The sequence below is a fragment of the Fontimonas sp. SYSU GA230001 genome, from assembly GCF_040066175.1.
Taxonomy (GTDB): domain Bacteria; phylum Pseudomonadota; class Gammaproteobacteria; order Nevskiales; family Nevskiaceae; genus Solimonas.
This window is the reverse complement of the sequence record NZ_JBEAAM010000008.1, coordinates 1-21,254: the sequence shown is the minus strand read 5'-3', so window position 1 is coordinate 21,254 and position 21,254 is coordinate 1. Positions and strand designations below refer to the sequence as shown.

Here is a 21,254-nt window from a genome sequence, read left to right as displayed (position 1 = left end):
GCCTCCTTGCAAACGATGGTTCCAGACTATACGCCGTCCGCCGGCGGATCCCGGTCGAGGACGCCGTCGTCGTGCGACAGCGGGTCCTCGATCGGCTCGATGTGCGTGAGCACGCTGACCGGCGCGAGCTCGGACGCGATGCGGGCTTCGATGCCCTCGACGAAATCGTGGGCCTGCTGCACGCTCCAGCCGCCCGGAACGAGCACGTGGAAGGACACGAAGTGGCGCTGGCCGGCGCGGCGCGTGCGCACGGCGTGGAAATCGATGCCGGTCGAGCGGTACTCGCCGAGAATCGCGTCGAGCTGCCGGCGCTCGTCTTCCGGCCAGGCGGCGTCCATCAGGCCCGCCGTGGACTCGCTGAGCAGGTGCCAGCCGGTCCAGAGGATGTTCACCGCCACGGCGAGCGCCAGCAGCGGATCGAGGATCAGCCAGCCGCTGACACCGACGAGCGCGACGCCGACGATCACGCCGGCGGAGGTCCAGACGTCGGTCATCAGGTGATGTGCATCGGCCTTCAGCGCCAGCGAACGATGGCGCTGCGAGCCCTTGAGCAGGACCCGCGCCACGCCCCAGTTGATCGCCGCAGCGAGCGCGCAGACCGCAAGCCCGATCCCGGTCTGCTGCAGCGGCCGCGGGTCGAGCAGGCGCGGCCATGCCGCCCAGATGATCGACACCGCCGCGACCGCGATCATCATGCCCTCGAAGGCGCTGGCGAAGTATTCGGCCTTGCCGTGCCCGTAGGCGTGATGCTCGTCCGGCGGCAGGATCGCCAGGCGCAGCATCCACCACGCCACCAGCGCGGCGCTGAGGTTGACCAGACTCTCCATCGCATCGGACAGCAGGCCGACCGAGCCCGTCACCCACCAGGCCAGGGTCTTGAGTCCCATCGTCACGATCGCCGCGACGATCGATAGCCGCGCGTAGGACGCGGCACCGCGGCCGCTGGACTGCTGGGTGTCGGGCATGGGGGTGGCGGGAATCAGGCGGCGACCTGCGCCCGTGCGATCTCGGCCTCGACCGTCACCAGGTCCGGGATCAGCGCGACCTGGCTGGCGATGCGCACGCGCGACAGCACGAGGTCGTCGCGGTCCACGCTGTCCAGCTCGACCGGGTGCAGGGCCGCGCGGTTGAGCGTCACCAGGTGCGGATAGCCCTGGGTCAGGATCGCCAGGTTGCCGGACGGCAGATGGCGGCCGACGGAATTGAGAACGACGACGCGCTCGCGCCGCGGGTCACCGCCGCTGCCACCGCCACCGTTGAGCAGCTCGAAGCGGATCACCGGCACGCGCCGATTGTTCCATTCGCAGTGGCCGAGCAGCCACGGCGGCCCGCCGCCGCCGACGCGCAAGGCGTCGCGCGACAGGACTTCGGCGACGGCGGCGTTGGGCAGCAGCATCGAGTCGTCGTTGAGTGCCATCAGCACCGCGTAGATCTGGTCGCGGTTCACGCGCTGCGCTCCTTGAGGACACCGTGCAGTTCATCGAGCAGCTGATCTTCCTGGTAAGGCTTGATCAGGTAGCGATCGACGCCGATCGCCTGGGCACGCTCGCGGTGCTTCTCGCCGGACCGCGAGGTGATCATCAGGATCGGCGTGCGTGCGATCGGCGCGCTGTTGCGCACGAACGCCGCGACCTCGAAGCCGTCCGCGCGCGGCATCTCGATGTCGAGCAGGATTGCGTCCGGACGCTCCGTCTGCAGCTGCGCCATCGCGTCGAGACCATCCTTGGCGGTGATGACCTCGAAGCCATGCCGGGCCAGCAGGCGTTCGGTGACGCGGCGGATGGTGATCGAGTCGTCCACGACCATGATCAGCTGGCGCCGCGCCTCTGCCTCCGGCAGCCGCTCGCCATGCTCGACGGCCGCCTGCGTGCGCAGCACCCGGCGCGTGCGGTCCTGCACCAGCTCGCTGATGTCGAGGATCAGCACGACGCGGCCGTCCGCGAGGATGGTCGCACCGCTGATGCCGGGGATCGCGCTGATCTGCGGACCGACCGCCTTGGAGACGACCTGACGGCTGCCGACGAGGTGATCGACGACCACGGCAACGCGGCGTTCGTCGCCGCCGATGCCCTCCGGCATGCGCACCAGGACCGCGTGCACGGTGCGCAGATCCTCCGGAATCTCGCGTGGCAGGCCGACCAGATCGGCCAGATGGCGCACGCGGTAGTGCTGGCCGCCGTAGGCGAACTCCGGGCCGGTCTCGGACAGCAGGCCGTCGAGCTCCTCGCGGGGAATGCGCGCGATGCCCTCGATGCTGGACAGCGGTGCGGCATACAGCTCGTGGCCGACGCCGACCAGCAGCGACTGCGCCATCGCCAGTGTCAGCGGCAGGCGGACCTTGAAGCGTGCGCCCTTGCCGGTTTCCGACGCCAGTTCGAGACTGCCGCCGAGCTGCTTGACCTCGGCGGCGACCACGTCCATGCCGACCCCGCGGCCGGCGTCCTGGGTCAGCTGCTTGGCGGTCGAAAAGCCCGGCATGAAGATGAACTGCGCCGCCTCGTCGTCGCTGACCACGGCGTCGTGCGGCATCAGGCCGCGGCGGATCGCGGTCTCGCGGATCGCCTGCAGGTCGAGTCCGCGACCATCGTCCGCCAGCTCGATGAACAGCTGGCTGCCCTCGCGCCACAGATGCAGGCGCAGCCGGCCCGTGGCCGCCTTGCCGGCGCGCTCGCGGTCCGCCGGCGACTCGATGCCGTGGATCACCGCATTGCGCAGCAGGTGCTCCAGCGGCGCAGTCATGCGCTCCAGCACGTTGCGGTCCAGCTCGGCCTCGACACCCTCGAAGGCGATCTCCACGCGCTTGCCGTTTTCCAGCGCAGTCTGCTGGACCACGCGCTGCAGGCGCGCGACCTGGCGCGAGAACGGCACCATCAGTGTGCGCATCAGGCCCTGCTGCACTTCGGTGGTCACGCGTCCCTGCTGCAGCAGGATCGTGGTCGTCTCGCTGGCCAACTGGTCGATGGACGCATGCACGGCGCCGAGGTCGCCGACCGACTCGTTGAGCGCGCGCGACAGCTCCTGCATGCGCGTGAAGCGGTCCATCTCCAGCGGGTCGAACTCGCCCGCATAGCGGTCCGGCCCCTCGGCACGTCCGAAGCCGCGCGCCGCGATCTGCGCCTCGGTCTCGATTTCGAGCTGGCGCAGCTGGTCGCGCACGCGGTGGATCGCCTGCGTCATGTCTTCCAGCTGCGACTGGATCGCGGCGTTGTGCTCGTCCATGCGCGAGCGGTAGATGGAGATCTCGCCGGCCTCGTTGAGCAGGCGATCCAGCGTCTCGACCGGCACGCGCGCGGTTTCGCGGCGCTGTGCCGACAGCGCGTCGGCCTGCTCGCCCGGACGCCAGAACAGCAGCGGATGCCACATGCCGGCGGGCAGCTCTTCGGCGGGCTGCACCGCAGGCTCGGCAGGCACGGCGGCGAGTTCCAGCGGCGCTTCGGCGGCGGCCGGCGTAGGCGCCGGCGCCGACTCGACCTCGGCAGTGGCTTCAGCGGTCTCCTCGGCGGCACCGCCGAGGGCGATCAGCGCGGCGTACTCGCCGCGCTGCAGGCGGTCGGTCATGCGGCGCAGCTCGGACACCGCGCCGGCCACGACCTTGAGCGCGCCGGCGTCCAGCTCGCCGGCGTACTCCAGACCCTCGATCAAGGACTCGAGTTCGTGCGCCGCCTCGCCCAGCCCCATCAGGCCGGCCATGCGCGCGCCGCCCTTGTAGGTGTGCAGGGCCCGCAGCATGTCGCGGGCCGGCGAGTAGTCCCCGGGCAGCGCCTGCCAGCGCGGCAGCGCCTCCTCGAGGATCTCCATGAGCTCCTCCGCCTCGGCGGTGAAGGTCTGCGCGAGCTCGACGTCGAAGTCGTCCGGCAAGACCTGCGCGGGAACCGCCGCGGCGGCCCGTGCCGCCGGGGCGGTCGGCGGAACCGGCGCTGCGGCCGGCATCGGCGCTGGCGCAGGCGCAGGCGCCGCATCGGACACCAGGGGCTGCGCCAGTTCGTCGAGCAGTTGCACCGGTTCCGGGACGACACCGCGACGGATGTCGTCGAGCGCCAGATTCAGACCATCCAGCGCGTTCTGGACCCGCGCGAAGAAGTTCGTGCCCGCCCTGACCTCGCCCAGTTCGAGTCGTTCGAACAGCGACTCCAGCCGATGCGCCACGTCGCCGAGGGTACCCAGGCCGGAGACGCGCGCGCTGCCCTTGAAGGTGTGCAGCAGCCGCTTGATCTCGCCCAGCGGTGTCAGGTTGCGCGGATCGCGCTCCAGCGCGGAGACGCTCTGATCTAGCCCTTCGAGCAGCTCCTCGGCCTCGGCCTGGAAGATCGCGAGCAGTTCGGGGTCGGGCTCAGCGCTTTCCGGCACCGGCTCCACCGGCGGCATCTCGAGGACTTCCTCGGCTTCTTCCCCCGCGGCGCCCGCCTCATCGACGGCAGCGGGCGCCGCGGCGACCCCGGCGGCCGGGGCCACCGCTGCGGGTTCGGCCGGCGCCGGCAGCTCGCCAGCCCACCCCAGTGCGTCCACGCGCGCCGCCCAACCGGCATCGTCGCTGCCCAGGCGCCCCTCGCGGTAGCGATCGAGGTACTGGAACAGACCCTCGCAGACGGCGAGCAGCGTCGCGATCGCCTCGGGGTCGGGCACGATCGTGGCCGCCGCCGCGCCGCTGAAGGCACGGTGCAGCGCACGCGCCACGTCGGCGATCGCCGTGCACGCCGACATCTGCGCAGCACCGAGCAGCGTGTGGCTCAAGGTCCTGAGTTCCTGCGCGGCGCGGATGTTGTCCGGCGCCTGTGTCCAGCCGCGCACCTGCTCCTCGATCTTCGATACCAGGTCGAATGCCTCGCCGGCGAAGATCTCCGCGAGCTGCCGGTCGGCGCTGGAGCGCAAAGCCTCCTCCGGCACCTCGCTGCGCAGCTTGTGGATGCGCTCGAGCCACGGCGCCGGGTCCTGCGTCGCCGCCGCCGGTGTACCGAGCTCGCCGACCCAGCCGCGCAGCACGGCCGCGGCTTCGCGCAGCGCACCGCGCGCCTCCGGCCCCAGCAGGACGCGCGCATCGGCGGCGGCGTCCAGGTAAGCCTCGATGGCTCCGGCGACATCGCCGATCGCCTGGGCCTCGATGGCGCGCGCCGCGCCCTTGACGGTGTGGAAGGCGCGCACGATGTCGCGTTCGACGGGGATCTCGCCCTCCCCGGCCCTGGCATCGACCCAGGCATCGACATGGGAGAGCCGCTCGATCGCGTCCTCGCGGAAGATCGACAGCATGTCTGGCTCGGCTACAGCGCCCGGCGTGCGCCCGGCGGCGTACTCCGCGGCGGCGGCGGTGACCGAGGCCACGTCGTCCGGCGCGCCGCGGCGCGCCCGGAACGCCTCGATCAGTCCCGGCAGCACCGCCAGCGCACGGCCGACGGTCTCGACCACGCCCGGACTGATGGCGATCGATCCATCGAGGCAGCGGTTGAGCATGTTCTCCAGCGCCCAGCCGAACCCACCGATGTCGGCCGCGCCGACGGTGCGGCCGCTGCCCTTGAGCGTATGGAAGGCGCGGCGCAGGGTGGTCAGCGCCTCGCGGTCCTGTGGATCGCGGCTCCACGCGGCGAACGATCCCTGTAGCGTCTGCAGGACCTCGGCGGCTTCTTCGAGGAAGATCTCGCGGATCTCCGGATCCTCGCCGGCGTCGAAGGCCTCGCCCGCCGCCGCGGCGGGCGTGACGCCCCCCGCCGGCTCGGCGCGGGGCGCTTCGGTCGGCAGGGCCTCGGCGAGCGGTGCCGGCTCGATGACCTCGACGCCCGGCGCGACGGCCTCGGCGACCGCCGCATCGAGCGTGTCGAGCGCGCGCTCGAGGTCGTCGAGTATCGCGTCGGCGGTCGGCAGCTGGGCACGCTTGGCTTCGACGTAGTACTCGATCGCCGCCACCGCGTCGGCAAAGCGCTCGGAACGGCCGATGTCCCCACGCAGGCGTTCGAACTCCGCGGCGCCGACGAAGTGGCGCGCACGGCGGCAGAGCTCCGCGGCCCGCGGCTGCTCCAGCACGTCGAAGCCCGCCGCGATCTCCCCGAACAGCCGCACCATCTCCGGCACTTCCGCGCCGGTGCCGCCCTTGAACCAGGCATCGGCGGCCGACTTGATGCGGGCGAGATTGACCAGCGACTCGCGGTACAGCGCCTCCTGGCCCTCGGCCAGGTCGCGCGACGCCGGCACGCCGACGGTCACCTCGTCGCCGCCCTCCTCGCGCCGCTGCATCTGCCGGAACAAGGCCTCTTCGAGGTCGTTCTCGACACGCAGGATGGACGTGGCCAGCTCCATCCACACCGACGGATCGGCGCCGGAGCCGGCCTTGCCGAGCAGGCGCACCTGGCCGGCGACGACCTGCTGCAGGCGCACCAGCCCCAGCGCGCCCAGCGTCGGACCGATGCGGTTGAGTCCCTCGACCGTCGCGCTGACGTCACCGGCGCCGCCGGCGCGCACGATCAGGTCGATCTGATCCTTGACGCGCGCGAAGTCCGCGCGGATCTCCTCGGCCACCTTGGACAGCAGCGAAGTGCTCGGTCCATGGATGCGCCGGCGCAGCTGGTCGAGCGCCGCGGCGTCCGGCAGATGGGCGTCGAGGTCGAAAGCCTGACGCACCGCCTGCACCCGTGGCCCGCCGGCCGTCGCGCGTCCGAGCAGGAACAGCAACTGCAGCGACAGCTCGCCGACTTCCGCGGCCGCAGCGTCCTCGCCATCCGCGGCGAGCACCTTGAGCTGCGGCACGAGGCGGCCGAACAGGCGCTTGAGTTCGAGCACGTTGCCGATGCCGCGCGCCAGATGCGCCTCGATGCAGGCAGCGGCGACCCGCCAGAGCTGGTGCACCGGCGTGCGGACCGCCGCCTGGGCGATCAGTTCGGATACCTTGCCGGCGCGCGCCGCGCCGGTCTGCGCATCGGCCCCGCTGCGCACCCAGGTCAGCAGCGCGGCCTGGAACACCGGCAGCAGGCGCGCCGCCTCGCGCTGCGCCGCACCGGGCTGCGCCGCACCACCGCTCGGCGGCGCCAGCTCCAGTCCCAGAGCCTGCATCTGCGCGACGAACAGATCGCTTTCGGTGAACACCGGCTGGCCACGAGCCAGACGCAGCTCGTTGATGGCGGGCTGCATGACCAGCGCGCTGTCGGGCGTGCCGTCCGCGAGTGCCTGCAGGTAGTCGGACAGCTGGATCGTGCCGCCGAGCAGCGCCGAGTACAGGGGTTCGGGATCGCTGATCCGGTGCTGCGCCAGATCCTGCAGGCCGGCCGCCATCTCGCCGGCCACCGCGGCCATGCCGTAGCACTGGATCATCGCGGCGGTGCCGCGCACCTGATCGAGTTCGTTGTACGCCTGCTGCAGTTGCAGCGGGTCACCGCCGCTCTCGGCGTAATGGTCGATCAGGCCGCGCGCGCGCGCGATGCTCTGTTCGATCTCGCCGCGCACCCAGTGGATGCCGGCGATCAGTTGCGGCCGCTGGCGCGCGTTCATAGCGCAGCGGACCGGAAAGCCTCACCCTGCACGAGCTTGTGCAGGGAGAACGCGAGCCACGGCTGTCCCTCGTGGACGAAGGCACCGAGCAGGTACGGCGTGTACGGCTGCGACTGCGCGGCCAGTTCGATGCGCTGCTCGCCGGGCGTGAACTGCCGGTAGCCGGCGACCTCGTCCACCAGCAGGCCGACCGGCACTTCCTTGGAATTGACGACGAGAATGCGCTGCAGACGATGATGCTCGGACGCGGCCAGGCCGAGCACGCCGGCCAGATCGACGATCGCCAGCAGTTCGCCGCGCACGTTGGCCATGCCGCGCAACCAGGGCCTGGCGTTGGGCACGCGGGTCGTCGAGGGTGGCGGCAGCACTTCGCGGACGTCGTCGCGCGGTGCGACCAGCCAGGTCGGACCGATCCGGAATCCGAGGCCGGTCCAGGTCTGCGCCTCGCCGGCAGCGGCATCCATGCGCGCCGCGCGCAGCAGGCTTTCGAGTTCGAGCAACAACCCGAACGGATCGCCCCGCATTGCCCTCAAGTCGCCCGCCATACCTCCCCCCGTTGCGCTCGCGCGCTACTTCTTGATGTGGGCCCGAACCGCCCCCAGCAGTTCGTCCTTGGTGAATGGCTTGGTCAGATACTCGTCCGAACCCACGATGCGGCCGCGTGCGCGGTCGAACAATCCGTCCTTGGACGACAGCATGATCACCGGCGTGCGCGCGAAGCGCGGGTTGCCCTTGATCAGCGCACAGGCCTGATAGCCATCCAGGCGCGGCATCATGATGTCGATGAAGATCAGGTCCGGAGCGTGATCGGCGATCTTGGCCAGGGCCTCGAACCCGTCCTGCGCGGTGATGACCTGATAGCCCTCGCGCGCGAGCAGCGTCTCGGCGGTGCGCCGGATGGTTTGGCTGTCATCGATGACCATGACCTTCACGGCCGACTCTTTCGCCACTCAATTCCCCTGGAAGGTGCAGCTGCGTCGATCGAGTTGTTTTAGCACAGTCGCCGGTCTGCTTAACAGCGTGGCGCGCCTCCCCGCGCACGCCGATGCACGCCCATGCGCTACCATGCGCGTCCAGGCGCCCGGCGTAGGCGAACGCTGCCGCCTCTCCGTGCGCGAACCACCGCGAGCCCCGACATGCTGAGCCCCGTTCCCCACCTGACGACTGCACAGACCGGTCCGCTGCTGGCGCTGGAGTCGAAGCTGCTGCAGCGCTCCGCCGACATCGAAGCCTGGTTCCGCGAGCAGTGGCTGAAGACGCCACCGCCGTTCTACAGCTCGGTCGATCTGCGCAATGCCGGCTTCAAGCTGGCGCCGGTCGATACCAACCTGTTTCCCGGCGGCTTCAACAACCTCAACACGGCATTCGAGCCGCTGTGCGTGCAGGCGCTGCAGACCGCGATCCAGCGCGTCTGCCCGACCGCACGGCGCGTGCTGCTGATCCCTGAGAACCACACGCGCAACAAGTTCTACCTGGAGAACGTCGGCACGCTGGTCGATCTGATCACCAAGGCCGGGTTCCACGTGCGTGTCGGCTCGCTGATCCCCGACCTGCACGAGCCGACCGACCTGACACTGGAAGTCTCCGGGCGCACGCTGCGCCTCGAGCCGCTGCAGCGCAGCGGCGACCGCCTGCACGTCGGCGACTTCCATCCCTGCGCGGTGCTGCTCAACAACGACCTGTCCGCCGGTGTGCCGGAGATCCTGCGCAACCTCGACCAGGACGTGATCCCGCCGCTCGATCTGGGCTGGCATGCGCGGCAGAAATCCAATCATTTCGGCTTCTACCGCGAGGTCGCCAAGGAGCTCGGTGCGCTGATCGACCTGGACCCGTGGCTGATCGACCCGCTGTTCCGCAACTGCGGCCAGATCAACTTCCAGAAGCGCGAGGGCCAGGAGTGCCTGGAGGCCAACGTCGCCCTGCTGCTCGAGGACATCGCCGCCAAGTACAAGGAGTACGGCATCCAGGACGAGCCTTTCGTCATCGTCAAGTCCGAGGCCGGCACCTACGGCATGGGCGTGATGACCGCGCGCAGCGTCGAGGACATCCGCAACATGAACCGCAAGGCACGCACGCACATGTCCAGCGCCAAGGAAGGACGCGAGGTCACCGGCGCGATCATCCAGGAGGGTGTCTACACCTTCGAGAAGATGGGCGCCGAAGGCGCCACCGCCGAGCCGGTGGTGTACATGATCGACCAGTTCGTCGTCGGCGGTTTCTACCGCCTCAACTCGCAGCGTGGCAACCAGGAAAACCTGAACGCGCCCGGCATGCGCTTCGAGCCGCTCGCGTTTGACGAGTGCTGCAGCCATCCCGATCCAGCCTGCGGTCCGGACGAGCGTCCGAACCGCTTCTACGCCTATGGCGTCGTCGCGCGACTGGCCGCGCTGGCCGCGGCGCGCGAGATCGAGGCGACCGTGCAGCTGGCCAAGCCGGCGGCCGCCTGAGCGTCGTCGAGCGATGAACCGTACTCTGGCGGTGGTGATGGATCCCATCTCCACCATCAAACCCTACAAGGACACCACGCTCGCGCTGATGCTGGCGGCGCAGAAGCGGGGCTGGAGGCTGCATTACCTGGAGATGGCGGACCTGTGGATCCGCGACGGCGCGGCGATGTGCCGGGCCCGCCCGGTCGAGGTGTTCGACGACACCAAGCACTGGTTCGACTTGGGCGAAGCAACCGAGCGACGCCTCGGCACCTTCGACGCGATCCTGATGCGCAAGGACCCGCCGTTCGATCTGGAGTTCGTCGCCGCGACTTACGTCCTCGAACGCGCCGAGCAGGACGGCGCGCTGGTCGTCAACCGCCCGCGTTCGCTGCGCGATGCCAACGAAAAGGTGTTCATCAGCTGGTTCGCGCAGTGCTGCGCACCGACCGTGATCGCGCGCGACGCCGCGACGCTGCGCGCCTTCCACGCCGAGCATGGCGACATCATCTGCAAGCCGCTCGACGGCATGGGCGGTGCCGGCATCTTCCGCATCGGCCGCGACGGCCTGAACCTGGGCGCCATCATCGAGACGCTGACCGACAACGGTCGCCGTCACATCATGGCGCAGCGCTACATCCCCGAGATCGTCCACGGCGACAAGCGCATCCTGGTGGTCGATGGCGAACCGGTGCCCTACGCACTGGCGCGCATCCCGCAGCCCGGCGAAACGCGCGGCAATCTCGCCGCCGGCGGCCGCGGCGAACCGCGCCCGCTGTCCGCGCGCGACCGCTGGATCGCCGCGCAGGTCGGGCCGAAACTGCGCGAGATGGGCCTGCTGTTCGTGGGCCTCGACGTGATCGGCGACTCCCTCACCGAGATCAATGTCACTTCGCCGACCTGCGCACGCGAGCTCGACGCCGCCTGCGGCCTGGACATCGGCGGCGAGGTCATCGCGGCCATCGAGAGGCGTCTCGCCGCGCGAGCGCGCTCTGCCTAGCGCTACATGGACGTTTCGCCGATTTCGAGACTGCCGTTCTCGACGATGTTCCTGCGCCGGCTGCTGGTGGGCCTCGGGCTCGCGGCGCTGTTTGCCTGGCTGGCGCTGCGGCAGCCGCCCGGAACCGATCCGCGGCTGGTCGAGCGCGAGTTCCTGGCGATGGGCACGATCATCTCCGCGTCGCTGTATCTCGATCCGGGCCAGCCGCGCGATGCCGGCGAAGCGGCGCTGCGCGATCTGGAGGATTTCCTGCGTGCCTACGAGGCGCGCTGGAGCGCCTGGGGCACCGGTGCGCTGGGCCAGCTCAACCAGGCGCTCGCCCGCGGCGAGACCGTGACGATTCCACCGGCGCTGCAGCCGCTGTTCAGCCGCGCCGCGGCGCTGTCCGCAGCCAGCGGCGGGCGCTTCGACGTGCGCATCGGCCGCCTGGTCGAACTGTGGGGTTTCCACGACGAGACGCGGTTCCGCAGCGAACCACCGACCGCCGACGCCGTCGCCGCAGCCGTCCACGCACTGCAGGCCGCGCCGCCGCTGGACGCGGCCGCGCACAGCTACGGCCCGGCCCGCGCGGTCTGGCTCGACTTCGGCGCGATCGCCAAGGGCGATGCCACCGATCTGGCGATCGAACGGCTGCGCAGCGCCGGCTTCGCGCATGCGATCGTCAACCTCGGCGGCAATCTGCGCGTCGCCGGGCGGCGCGGCGACCGGCCGTGGCGCATCGGCGTGCGCCATCCGCGCGTCGACGCGCAGCATCGCGTGCTCGCCTCGCTGGAGACGTCCGGCGACGAGGCGGTGGTCACCAGCGGCGACTACGAACGCTATTTCGAGTTCGAGGGCCGTCGCTACCACCACCTGCTCGACCCGCACAGCGGTTACCCGGCCACCGGGCTGCAGGCGGTCACCGTGGTCGCAGCGGACGGCGCACTCGCCGACGCGGCCAGCACCGCGCTGTTCGTCGCCGGTCCGCTGGCCTGGCGCGAGACCGCGCGCGCGCTGGGCATCGACCAGGCTTTCGTCGTCGAGGCGGACGGCCGCATCGTGGTGACCGCGGCGCTGGCCCGGCGCATCCGCTTCGCCGACGACAGCATGCCGCAGACCGTGCCGTGACCCGCGGCGACGTCCTGGCGATTGGACTCGCGGCGATGCTGGTCGGCGTGTCGTACGCGCGCCACTGGAAGCCGCCGGTCACGGCGACGCGTTTCGAAGTCCGCGTCGCCGGGCAGGTCGTCGGCCGCTATCCGCTCGCCATCGACCGCGAACTGATGATCGATGGCGCACTCGGTCTGTCCAAGTTGAAGGTCGAGAACGGCCGGGTGCGCTTCGCCGCGAGTCCTTGCCGCAACAAGGTGTGCGTGCACAGCGGCTGGCTCAGCCACGGCGGCGAAGCAGCCGCCTGCCTGCCCAACCGGGTCAGCATCACGCTCGCGGGCGATGCCGGCAGCGGCGTCGATGCGGTCAGCTTCTGATGGCCGCCGCGCCGCCGACCGCAGACCGCGAGGACCGGCTGGTCGCCGGTTTCGCCGCGCTGGCGATCGTCATCCACGTGATCGAGGCCGGATTTCCCTCGCCGGTCCCCGGCGTGAAGCCGGGCCTGGCCAACGTCGTCACGCTGATCGTGCTGGTGCGGTACTCGCTGCGCCTGGCCTTGTGGGTCGCGCTGCTGCGCGTGCTGGTCGGCAGCCTGTTGGTCGGCAGCTTCCTCGCACCGGGATTCTGGCTGTCGCTGTGCGGCGCCGGCGCAAGCCTGGCCGCATTGGCGCTCGGAACGGCCTGGAGTCGAACGGTCCCGGCCCTGCGCCTGTCACCCTTGGGACTGTCGGTGCTGTCCGCGCTGGCGCACATGGCCGGTCAGTTCGCCGTGGCTTACGGCGTATTCGTGCCGCATCCCGGCCTGCTGCGCCTGCTGCCGCCGCTGCTGACCGCCGCACTGCTGTTCGGTCTGGCGACTGGCGGCGCCGCGCAGGCGATCCTGCGGCACCTGCCCCCGGTCCCTTCCGACGATACCGTTCGGCCGCCCACCGCGCGCGCGCCTTGACTCCGGGGTCCGGCGGCGGATACTGGCGTCATGAGCGAAACCGGCGCCTTCCTCAAGAATCAGTTCCTCGTCGCGATGCCCAGCCTCGAGGACGAGAACTTCAGCCACACGGTCTCGCTGCTGTGCGAGCACAGCGACGACGGTGCGATCGGCCTGGTCATCAACCGCCCCACCGAACTCAAGCTGACCGAGATGATGGAACAGATGGAACTGGACCACGACCAGGTCGATCGTGACGCCCTTGTGTACTGGGGCGGTCCGGTGCAACCCGAGCGCGGCTTCGTGATCCACCGCGATCCGGGCGGCTGGGAATCGTGCATGTCACTGGGCGCGGGTCTGTACATCACCACCTCGCGCGACATCCTGCGCGCCATCGGCAAGGGCGAGGGCCCCAGCGACTACGTCGTCGTACTCGGCTACGCCGGCTGGGGCGCGGGTCAGCTCGAAAACGAGATCCTGCACAACGCCTGGCTCAACGCGCCGCTCGACGAGCAGATCCTGTTCCGCACGCCGATCCAGCAGCGCTGGCAGGCGGCCACGAAGCTGCTCGGCGTCGATGTCACGCAGCTCGCCGGCAACGCCGGACACGCCTGATCGACGGCACGGCGACGCGTGCCGCTGTTCCTGGCTTTCGACTACGGTGAAAAGCGCATCGGCGTCGCGGTCGGCGACGACCTCACGCGCAGCGCGCGTGCGCTCGCTGCAGTCGCTGGCAACGACTGGCCGTCGCTGGACAAGCTGGTGTCCGAGTGGAGGCCCAGCGCGCTGATCGTCGGCCTGCCGCTGCACGAGGACGGCTCCGAGCAGCGCACCACCGCGGCCGCGCGCGCCTTCGCCACGCAGCTCGGCGCGCGTACCCGGCTCCCGGTCCATCTCGCCGACGAACGCTACAGCTCGCGCGCCGCGGACGACCTGCTGCGCGATGCGCGCGCCAGCGGGCGGATGACGCGGCGCGTGCGCAAGGGCGATCGTGACGCGCAGGCGGCGCGGGTGATCCTGCAGCAGTGGCTGGAGCAGAACGTCTGAACGCAGGGGACGCCCGTTGCTCGCCGCCCGTGCGACGCCGCGGTGTCAGGCCGACCGCAACTGCGCCTCCAATGCCGCGCGCCGCTCGGCCGTGCCGACATCCGACCACAGTCCCGCGTAGCGTTCGGCGCCGACGCGGCCGGCGTCGATCGCGCGACGCAGCAGCGGCGCCAGCGGAAAGGCGCCGGGCGCGCAGCCGTCGAACAGCTCCGGTCGCAGCACTGCCAGGCCGCTGTAGGTCAGGCGCTCCCCGGCGCTCCGGGCACGGCCCGCGACGCAGGCGAAATCGCCCTGCGGGTGATGCGCGGGATTGGCCACGAGCACCAGATGCGCTTGGTCCGCTGCGGCGAGGCACCGCGCACGCTCGACGAGTCGCGCCATCGGGTAGTCGCAGTACACGTCGGCGTTGACGACGACGAACGGCGCCGGCCCGAGCCGCGGCAGCGCGCGGTGGATGCCGCCGCCGGTCTCCAGCGCCGGCCAGCCCTCGTCCGAATAGTCGATCGCCAGGCCGTAGCGCGCACCGTCGCCGAGCGCCTCGCGGATCTGCGCGCCGAGCCAGCCGAGGTTGACCACGACCCGCGCGACGCCCGCGTCCTTCAGGCGCAGCAGGTGATGCTCGATCAGCGGCCGGCCGCCGATCTCGACCAGCGGCTTGGGCGTGTGATCGGTCAGGGGCCGCATGCGCTCACCGCGACCGGCGGCGAGGATGAAGGCCGCGACGCTCATTGGCCGGCCTGCAGATCCAGCTCGTCGAACAGCCACAGCAGCGCGGCCAGCTCGGCATAGCGCTCGGCGATCTGGCGCACATAGCCGATGAAGCGTGGCACGTCGGCGAGGTAGTGCGGCTTGCCGTCGCGGTAGTGGATGCGCGCGAAGATGCCGATCACCTTGAGATGCCGCTGCAGCCCCATCCAGTCACAGGCGCGTCGGAACGCGTCGAAGTCCGCGTCCACCGGCAGGCCGGCCTGGCGTGCCTGCATCCAATAGCTGCGCATCCAGGTCTCGACCCGCGCGGCGGGCCACGACCGGAAGGCGTCGCGCAGCAGCGAAACCAGGTCGTAGCTGATCGGGCCTTCGACCGCGTCCTGGAAATCGAGGATGCCCGGGTTGGGTGCCGACACCATCAGGTTGCGCGGCATGTAGTCGCGGTGCACGTACACCCGTGGCTGCGCCAGCGCCGACGCGATCAGCCGGCGGTTGACCGCGGACAGCGCCTCGCGCTGCGCCGGGGTCAGCGCGCGTCGCAGGTGCCGCGCGACGTACCAGTCCGGGAACAGATCCAGCTCGCGCTGCAGCAAGTCGGCGTCATAGGGCGGCAGCACGCCGGGGCGGCTCGCCTGCTGCCAGCGCAGCAGCGCGGTGATCGCGTCCTGCATGAGCCGATCGGCATTGCCTTCGTCGAGAACCTGCAGGAAGGTCTGCCGGCCGAGATCGGTCAGGAGCAGGTACCCGCGTTCACGGTCCTCGGCGAGCACGCGCGGCGCGTGCAGGCCGGCTTCGTGCAACAGCTGGGCGACGGCGATGAACGGTACGACGTTCTCGCGCTCCGGCGGGGCGTCCATGACGATCCAGCTGCCACCGGTGTGGCCCGTGACGCGAAAGTAACGGCGGAAACTCGCGTCCGCGGAAGCCGGCGCGAAATCGGCGATGTCGCCGCGCAGCTGCGCGGATGCCCAGTCGCGCGCGGCCCTGGCGCGCGGATCGAGTTCGGTGGCGGTGGTGGACATGGTGCGGATCGTGGAATCGGCGCGCAGCTTACCCCAGTACAATGCCCGGCTCATGCGCACCTTCCGATCCCTTCTCTGGCTGTTGGCCGCCGTTCCGTGCGTGTTGCGGCCGGGTGCGGCCGGTGCGGCCTGCGTCCAGCTCACCGAGCCGCTGCCGGAACTGGGCGACGCCGGCGATCCGCGCCTGATCCTCGACGCCGACGACGTCGATCTCAGCGCCGAAGGCCTGTCGCGGCTCAAGGGGGCGGTGCGGCTGCGCTTCGGCGACAAGCTGTTCAGCGCCGAGCAGCTGAGCTTCGACGAGCAGACCCGGACCGTCGATGTGCAGGCCGAATCGACCTTCCGCAACCGCGACCTGCTGATCCGCTCGCAGTCCGCGCACTTCGATCTCGACGACGAAACCGGCCGCTTCGAAGGCAACGAGTTCATCCTGCCGCAGCGCTCGGCGCGCGGGCGCTCCGACCTCGTCGCCCTGGCCCGCGATGGCCGCGCGCAGCTGAACGGCGTGCGCTTCACCACCTGCGCGCCCGACTCGGACGCCTGGTACCTGGAAGCCGGCTCCATCGAACTCGACCACGACGAAGGACTCGGCACCGCGCGCAATGCGCGGCTGCGTTTCTTCGGCGTGCCGATCCTGTACGCACCCTGGTTCCAGTTTCCGATCGACGACCGCCGCCGCACCGGGCTGCTGTTCCCCACCGCCGGCGAATCGGACAAGACCGGATTCGACGTGCGTGTGCCGCTCTACCTCAATCTGGCGCCCAACTACGACGCGACGCTCACCCCGCGCTACATGACCCGGCGCGGCTGGCAGCTCGACACGGCCGGCCGCTACTTGCTGCCGCGCGCCGAGGGCGACCTGCGCTACGAGTACCTGCCGAGCGACCAGGTGACCGGGCAGCCGCGCAGCTACACGAGCTTCCAGCATCGCGGCGTACTGTCCCCGCGCCTGGGACTGGACGTCCGCTACGCCGAAGTCAGCGACCGCGCCTACTTCGAGGATCTGGGCGGCTCGGTGGACCTGAGCTCGATCACGCATCTCGAACGCAGCGCGCGCCTGATCTATGCGGTGCCGGCGAAGTACACCGTGCGCATGCTCGTCCAGGACTATCAGACGATCGCCAGCAATCTGGCCGCCGTCGAGGACCCCTACCAGCGCATGCCGCAGATCCGCTTCGACGCGATCACGCGCAACGACGTGTGGGACACGCGGCTGGGGGCCGACGCCGAGTACGTCAACTTCGTGCGCAGCGGTTCGGTGCAGGGTCAGCGCATCGATCTGCATCCCTTCCTGCGCATGGAGAAAGACCGCGTCTCCTGGTTCGCCAACTCGCAACTGGACTTCCGCTACACCGGCTACGTGCTCAGCGACACCGGCGCGACACAGCCGTCGCGCCTGGACCGCGCCCTGCCCGCGTTCAGCGCCGAGTCCGGGCTGCGCTTCGAGCGCATCACCGCATCCGGCGCGCCGCAGACGCTGGAGCCGCAGCTGCACTATCTCTACGTGCCTTATGAAAACCAGGACGCGCTGCCGGTGTTCGACAGCGGTGAACCCGACTTCGACTTCACGCAGCTGTTCGCGCACAACCGTTTTTCCGGCAAGGACCGCATTTCCGACGCCAACCAGTTCGCGGTCGCGCTGACCGGCCGCCAGCTCGACGCGGACTCCGGCAGCGTGCGGGCACGCGCCAGCATCGGCCAGCTGTTCCGCTTCCAGGCGCCACGCGTGCGCCTGCCGGGCGAGCCGGCGCCGGACCGCGGCGCCACCGACTTCATCGGCAGCCTCGACTACTACCTGTTCGAGAACTGGAGCCTGCGGCTCGACACGCAGTGGTCGCCGGAGAACGCCGAGTTCACGCGGACCGGCACTGGCCTGCGTTACAGCCGCGACGGACGCATGGCGGAGCTCGCCTATCGCTACCGCCAGGACCTGCTCGAACAGACCGATCTGATCGTCTCGACGCCGCTGGCCGCCGGCTTCAGCCTGATCGGGCGCTGGCGCTACTCGATCCGCGACCAGAGCTCGCTGGACACGCTGGCCAGCGTCCAGTACGAGACCTGCTGCTGGGCGCTGCGCACCTCGTACCGGCGCTATGTCGCCGACACCCAGGGGCGCTTCAATTCCGGCATCTACCTGCAGCTGGAGCTCAAGGGTCTCGCCCGCATCGGCACGGCGATGACGAACCTGTTCCCGGCCAGCATGGTCGAATAGGCCCGGACCCGGCCGGCGCCCGGCCAATACGCGATAATCCACCTTTCAGCACGCCCTCCTGCCCTCATGAAGCTGCCCTTCTCCTCCATCCTCGGTCCGCTCGCGGCCGCGCTGCTGGCTGTCGCCGGCACCCTGACGGGCGTCCACGCCGGTCAGCCCCTGGACCGCATCCTGGTCGTCGTCAACGACGGCGTGATCCTGCAGAGCGATCTCGACCGCGCGATGGACGATGCCCGTCGCCAGATCCGCGAGCGCGGCATCGCGCAGCCGGACGAAGCCGTGCTGCGTGCCCAGGTGATGGAGCGCCTGATCCTGATGCGCGTGCAGACGCAGCGCGCGCAGGCGGCCGGCATCCGTGTGGACGACCGCGACCTCAACGACGTGCTGACCAGCATCGCGCGCCAGAACGGCATGAATCTCGCCGAGTTCGCCGACGCCGTGCGCAAGGACGGCCTGGACTACCTCGCGGTGCGCGAGCAGATCCGCGAGGAGGTCATCATCCAGCGCCTGCGCGCGCGCGAAGTGGACAGCCGCGTCAGCGTCACCGACCAGGACGTGGACATGTTCCTGGCCGCCCAGGGTGCGGAGGCCGATGCCGAGTACCGGCTGTCGCACATCCTGGTCGCGGTGCCGGAGGGCGCGAACTCGGAAGCGCGCGATGCGGCGCGCCGGCGCGCCGAAGACCTGCTCAAGCGCGTGCGCGGCGGCGAGGATTTCGCCCAGGTGGCGATCGCGCACTCCGACGGCCAGCAAGCCCTGCAGGGCGGCGACCTCGACTGGCGCCGTGCCGGCGACCTGCCGCAGCTGTTCGCACAGACGGCCGCGAAGCTCGCACCGGGCCAGATCAGCGACCTGATCGAGACCTCGGGCGGCTTCCACATCATCAAGCTCGTCAGCCAGCGTGGCGGCACCGAGCGCAAGACCGTCAACGAGACCCACGCGCGCCACATCCTGCTGCAGACCAACGCGGTGCGCAGCGACGACCAGGCGCGGCTGCTCGCGCGCGACCTGTACGACCGCCTGCAGAAGGGCGAGGACTTCGCCAAGCTGGCGAAGGAATACTCGGACGATCCGGGCTCGAAGAACAACGGCGGCGATCTCGGCTTCCAGGCACCGGGCGTGTTCGCGCCCGAGTTCCAGATCCGCATCGACCAGCTCCAGCCCGGCGAGCTGTCGCCGCCGTTCCGGACCCAGTTCGGCTGGCACATCGCCGGCGTAATCGAGCGCCGCACGCGCGACACCACCGACGAGACGCGTCGGGCCCGCGCCCGCGCCGCGATCGGCAACCGCAAGTCGGCCGAGGAGTACGACATCTGGCTGCGCCGGCTGCGCAACGAGGCCTACGTCGAGTACCGCAACAAGACGGATGCCGACGCCGCACAGAAATCGTGAGACCCCGGGTCCCGCGCATCCTCATCACCCCCGGCGAACCGGCCGGCATCGGCCCTGACCTCGTCTGCGCGGTCGCGCAGGCGCCGTCTGCGGCGCAGCGCATCGCCGTCTGCGACCCGCAGCTGCTGCGGGAACGTGCACGCGCGCTCGGCCTGAGCCTCAAGCTGCGCGACGCCGACCTGGCGACGGCGCCGGTGGCGCAGGCCGCCGGCGAGCTGGCGGTGCTGCCGGTCGCGCTGTCGCGCAGCGCCGAGCCGGGCCGGCCCGATCCGGCGAACGCGACCTCGGTGCTGCAGACGCTCGACCGCGCCGCGCAGCTGTGCCTGGACGGCGCCGCCGACGCGCTGGTCACCGGCCCGGTGCAGAAGAGCACGATCAACGATGCCGGCATCGCCTTCAGCGGGCATACGGAATACCTGGCCGCGCGCTGCGGCGGCGTGCAGCCGGTGATGATGCTGGTCGCCGGCGGATTGCGCGTCGCGCTGGCGACGACCCACCTGCCGCTGCGCGCGGTCGCCGATGCGATCACGCCCTCGCTGCTGCGGCAGGTGCTGCAGGTCCTGCTCACCGATCTGCGCCGCAGCTTCGGCATCGACACGCCGTGCGTGCGGGTCTGCGGGCTCAATCCGCATGCCGGCGAATCCGGCCATCTGGGCCGGGAAGACGCCGACATCATCGCGCCGGTGATCCGCGAGCTGAGCGCCGCGGGACACCGCGTCGAAGGCCCCTTGCCGGCCGACACGCTGTTCACGCCGCGCCATCTTAGGGGCACCGACGCAGTACTGGCGATGTATCACGATCAGGGCCTGCCGGTGCTCAAGTACGCCGGCTTCGGTCAGGCGGTCAACGTCACGCTGGGCCTGCCGATCATCCGCACCTCGGTCGATCACGGCACCGCGCTCGATCTCGCCGGCAGCGGACGCGCCGAAGCCGGCAGCCTGCAAGCGGCAATCGCTCTCGCGCTGGAGCTGGCAACCACGAAGGCGCAGGCATGACCGCGCCGCACGCCGCCAAGCGCCGCTTCGGCCAGAACTTCCTGCACGATCCCTACGTCATCGAACGCATCCTGCGCGCGATCGACCCGCAGCCGGGCGACACGCTGGTCGAGATCGGTCCGGGCCTCGGAGCGCTGACGGTTCCGCTGCTCGAACGCACCGGCCGGCTCACCGTGGTCGAGATCGACCGCGACGTGATTCCGCTGCTGCGCGAGCGCTGCGGCGGTCGTCCCGGCCTGAAGGTGATCGAGGCCGACGCGCTGCGCCTCGACTACCGCGCGCTGCAACCCGCCGGCGGGCACATCCGTCTTGCCGGCAACCTGCCTTACAACATTTCCACGCCGCTGCTGTTCCACCTGCTCGAACAGGCCGACGCGATCGCCGACATGCACTTCATGCTGCAGAAAGAGGTCGTCGATCGCATGTGTGCCGGTCCCGGTGATCCAGCCTACGGGCGCCTGTCGGTGGCACTGGCCGCGCGCTGCGCGGTCAGCCACCTGTTCGACGTCGGCCCCGGCGCCTTCCGTCCGGCGCCCAAGGTCGATTCCGCCGTCGTGCGCCTGGTGCCGCGCGCGCCGGACTTCGAGATCCGCGACCTGGACGCGTTCGACCGTGTCGTCACGCGCGCCTTCGGCCAGCGCCGCAAGACGCTCGCCAACACGCTCAAGGGCCTGCTCGACAGCGCGCAGATCGCTGCCGCCGGCGTCGATCCGCGCGCGCGCGCCGAGACCCTGCACGCCCGCGACTTCGCCCGCCTCGCCGCGCAGCTGCGCTGAACACCGGCAAGACAGCCGCGCCGGACACACCGTGGCCCCGCTCGCGGCGGCGGCGGAACACTCGCGCGGGCCAGGAACACCGCCGTCGGTGGACAGTCCTTTCCAATCCAGAGATGAGCCTGAAGGGCGGATCTGAGTGAGGGGCTGTCAGGCGGCGGGACGCTGGGCTTTGCTGATGGAAAGGAACAACTG

Annotated in this window: 18 protein-coding genes; 11 read left to right on the top strand and 7 right to left on the bottom strand. The window is 70.5% G+C overall.

What is annotated here, in order from left to right; genetic code table 11:
• Positions 1–26 precede the first annotated feature (26 nt).
• Genes AAG565_RS04800 through AAG565_RS04780 form a run of 5 tightly spaced genes read right to left on the bottom strand, consistent with a single transcriptional unit; the run spans position 27 to position 8,393 of the window.
• Positions 27–965: a cation diffusion facilitator family transporter gene (locus AAG565_RS04800; protein ID WP_348818418.1), complete on the bottom strand. Its 939-nt coding sequence runs from the start codon at positions 963–965 to the stop codon at positions 27–29.
• A gap of 14 nt (positions 966–979) precedes the next feature.
• A complete protein-coding gene (locus AAG565_RS04795; RefSeq protein ID WP_348818417.1) occupies positions 980–1,447 on the bottom strand; it encodes a chemotaxis protein CheW in 468 nt (155 codons plus the stop codon).
• Positions 1,444–7,470, bottom strand: a complete 6,027-nt coding sequence (locus AAG565_RS04790) for an Hpt domain-containing protein (RefSeq protein WP_348818416.1) — start codon at positions 7,468–7,470, stop codon at positions 1,444–1,446. The genes AAG565_RS04795 and AAG565_RS04790 overlap by 4 nt, the downstream gene beginning before the upstream one ends.
• On the bottom strand, positions 7,467–7,994 hold the full coding sequence (locus tag AAG565_RS04785) for a chemotaxis protein CheW (protein WP_348818562.1): 528 nt from the start codon (positions 7,992–7,994) through the stop codon (positions 7,467–7,469). The genes AAG565_RS04790 and AAG565_RS04785 overlap by 4 nt, the downstream gene beginning before the upstream one ends.
• A 45-nt stretch (positions 7,995–8,039) precedes the next feature.
• Positions 8,040–8,393: a response regulator gene (locus tag AAG565_RS04780; protein WP_348818561.1), complete on the bottom strand. Its 354-nt coding sequence runs from the start codon at positions 8,391–8,393 to the stop codon at positions 8,040–8,042.
• A gap of 213 nt (positions 8,394–8,606) precedes the next feature.
• On the opposite strand from AAG565_RS04780, the gene gshA reads away from it, so the two are divergent.
• The 7 genes from gshA to ruvX are packed head-to-tail and all read left to right on the top strand — an operon-like array spanning position 8,607 to position 13,957.
• Positions 8,607–9,917, top strand: coding sequence for a glutamate--cysteine ligase (gene gshA / locus AAG565_RS04775; protein WP_348818415.1), 1,311 nt, complete (start codon positions 8,607–8,609; stop codon positions 9,915–9,917).
• Positions 9,918–9,930: 13 nt separating this feature from the next.
• Positions 9,931–10,896 carry a glutathione synthase gene (gshB, locus tag AAG565_RS04770; RefSeq protein ID WP_348818414.1) on the top strand — a complete coding sequence of 322 codons (966 nt, stop codon included), beginning with the start codon at positions 9,931–9,933 and terminating at the stop codon, positions 10,894–10,896.
• A gap of 6 nt (positions 10,897–10,902) precedes the next feature.
• On the top strand, positions 10,903–12,003 hold the full coding sequence (locus AAG565_RS04765) for an FAD:protein FMN transferase (protein ID WP_348818413.1): 1,101 nt from the start codon (positions 10,903–10,905) through the stop codon (positions 12,001–12,003).
• A complete protein-coding gene (locus AAG565_RS04760) occupies positions 12,000–12,362 on the top strand; it encodes a NusG domain II-containing protein (protein WP_348818412.1) in 363 nt (120 codons plus the stop codon). The genes AAG565_RS04765 and AAG565_RS04760 overlap by 4 nt, the downstream gene beginning before the upstream one ends.
• The gene (locus AAG565_RS04755; RefSeq protein WP_348818411.1) at positions 12,362–12,931 is read left to right on the top strand and encodes a Gx transporter family protein; all 570 of its coding nucleotides are present in this window, start codon (positions 12,362–12,364) and stop codon (positions 12,929–12,931) included. Before AAG565_RS04760 ends, AAG565_RS04755 begins: the two co-directional genes overlap by 1 nt.
• 30 nt (positions 12,932–12,961) lie before the next feature.
• Positions 12,962–13,525: a YqgE/AlgH family protein gene (locus AAG565_RS04750; protein WP_348818410.1), complete on the top strand. Its 564-nt coding sequence runs from the start codon at positions 12,962–12,964 to the stop codon at positions 13,523–13,525.
• 18 nt (positions 13,526–13,543) lie between these two features.
• Complete coding sequence (gene ruvX, locus AAG565_RS04745; RefSeq protein WP_348818409.1) at positions 13,544–13,957, top strand: Holliday junction resolvase RuvX; 414 nt, start codon at positions 13,544–13,546, stop codon at positions 13,955–13,957.
• Positions 13,958–14,002: 45 nt separating this feature from the next.
• Here the strand turns inward: ruvX and murU are convergent, their stop codons facing one another.
• Both murU and AAG565_RS04735 read right to left on the bottom strand, forming a co-directional pair.
• Positions 14,003–14,686, bottom strand: a complete 684-nt coding sequence (murU, locus tag AAG565_RS04740) for an N-acetylmuramate alpha-1-phosphate uridylyltransferase MurU (protein WP_348818408.1) — start codon at positions 14,684–14,686, stop codon at positions 14,003–14,005.
• A complete protein-coding gene (locus AAG565_RS04735) occupies positions 14,683–15,741 on the bottom strand; it encodes a phosphotransferase (protein WP_348818407.1) in 1,059 nt (352 codons plus the stop codon). Before AAG565_RS04735 ends, murU begins: the two co-directional genes overlap by 4 nt.
• Positions 15,742–15,769: 28 nt before the next feature.
• Between AAG565_RS04735 and lptD the strand changes: the two genes are divergently transcribed.
• The 4 genes from lptD to rsmA all read left to right on the top strand — a co-directional run bounded on the left by lptD (position 15,770) and on the right by rsmA (position 21,062).
• Positions 15,770–17,899 (top strand): LPS assembly protein LptD, encoded by a 2,130-nt coding sequence (gene lptD / locus AAG565_RS04730; protein WP_348818406.1) that lies wholly within the window; start codon positions 15,770–15,772, stop codon positions 17,897–17,899.
• 66 nt (positions 17,900–17,965) lie between these two features.
• A complete protein-coding gene (locus AAG565_RS04725; protein WP_348818405.1) occupies positions 17,966–19,291 on the top strand; it encodes a peptidylprolyl isomerase in 1,326 nt (441 codons plus the stop codon).
• Positions 19,288–20,286 (top strand): 4-hydroxythreonine-4-phosphate dehydrogenase PdxA, encoded by a 999-nt coding sequence (gene pdxA, locus AAG565_RS04720; protein WP_348818404.1) that lies wholly within the window; start codon positions 19,288–19,290, stop codon positions 20,284–20,286. The genes AAG565_RS04725 and pdxA overlap by 4 nt, the downstream gene beginning before the upstream one ends.
• The gene (gene rsmA / locus AAG565_RS04715) at positions 20,283–21,062 is read left to right on the top strand and encodes a 16S rRNA (adenine(1518)-N(6)/adenine(1519)-N(6))-dimethyltransferase RsmA (RefSeq protein ID WP_348818403.1); all 780 of its coding nucleotides are present in this window, start codon (positions 20,283–20,285) and stop codon (positions 21,060–21,062) included. Before pdxA ends, rsmA begins: the two co-directional genes overlap by 4 nt.
• The last annotated feature ends 192 nt before the right edge of the window (positions 21,063–21,254 follow it).

Bases quoted from the DNA above. Each gene is read 5' to 3' on its own strand.
- AAG565_RS04755 (WP_348818411.1), top strand. From the start codon at position 12,362: ATGGCCGCCGCGCCGCCGACCGCAGACCGCGAGGACCGGCTGGTCGCC.
- murU (WP_348818408.1), bottom strand. From the start codon at position 14,686: ATGAGCGTCGCGGCCTTCATCCTCGCCGCCGGTCGCGGTGAGCGCATG.
- AAG565_RS04750 (WP_348818410.1), top strand. From the start codon at position 12,962: ATGAGCGAAACCGGCGCCTTCCTCAAGAATCAGTTCCTCGTCGCGATG.
- gshB (WP_348818414.1), top strand. From the start codon at position 9,931: ATGAACCGTACTCTGGCGGTGGTGATGGATCCCATCTCCACCATCAAA.
- AAG565_RS04725 (WP_348818405.1), top strand. From the start codon at position 17,966: ATGAAGCTGCCCTTCTCCTCCATCCTCGGTCCGCTCGCGGCCGCGCTG.
- AAG565_RS04765 (WP_348818413.1), top strand. From the start codon at position 10,903: ATGGACGTTTCGCCGATTTCGAGACTGCCGTTCTCGACGATGTTCCTG.
- AAG565_RS04735 (WP_348818407.1), bottom strand. From the start codon at position 15,741: ATGAGCCGGGCATTGTACTGGGGTAAGCTGCGCGCCGATTCCACGATC.
- AAG565_RS04785 (WP_348818562.1), bottom strand. From the start codon at position 7,994: ATGCGGGGCGATCCGTTCGGGTTGTTGCTCGAACTCGAAAGCCTGCTG.
- AAG565_RS04790 (WP_348818416.1), bottom strand. From the start codon at position 7,470: ATGAACGCGCGCCAGCGGCCGCAACTGATCGCCGGCATCCACTGGGTG.
- AAG565_RS04780 (WP_348818561.1), bottom strand. From the start codon at position 8,393: ATGGTCATCGATGACAGCCAAACCATCCGGCGCACCGCCGAGACGCTG.
- AAG565_RS04800 (WP_348818418.1), bottom strand. From the start codon at position 965: ATGCCCGACACCCAGCAGTCCAGCGGCCGCGGTGCCGCGTCCTACGCG.
- gshA (WP_348818415.1), top strand. From the start codon at position 8,607: ATGCTGAGCCCCGTTCCCCACCTGACGACTGCACAGACCGGTCCGCTG.
- rsmA (WP_348818403.1), top strand. From the start codon at position 20,283: ATGACCGCGCCGCACGCCGCCAAGCGCCGCTTCGGCCAGAACTTCCTG.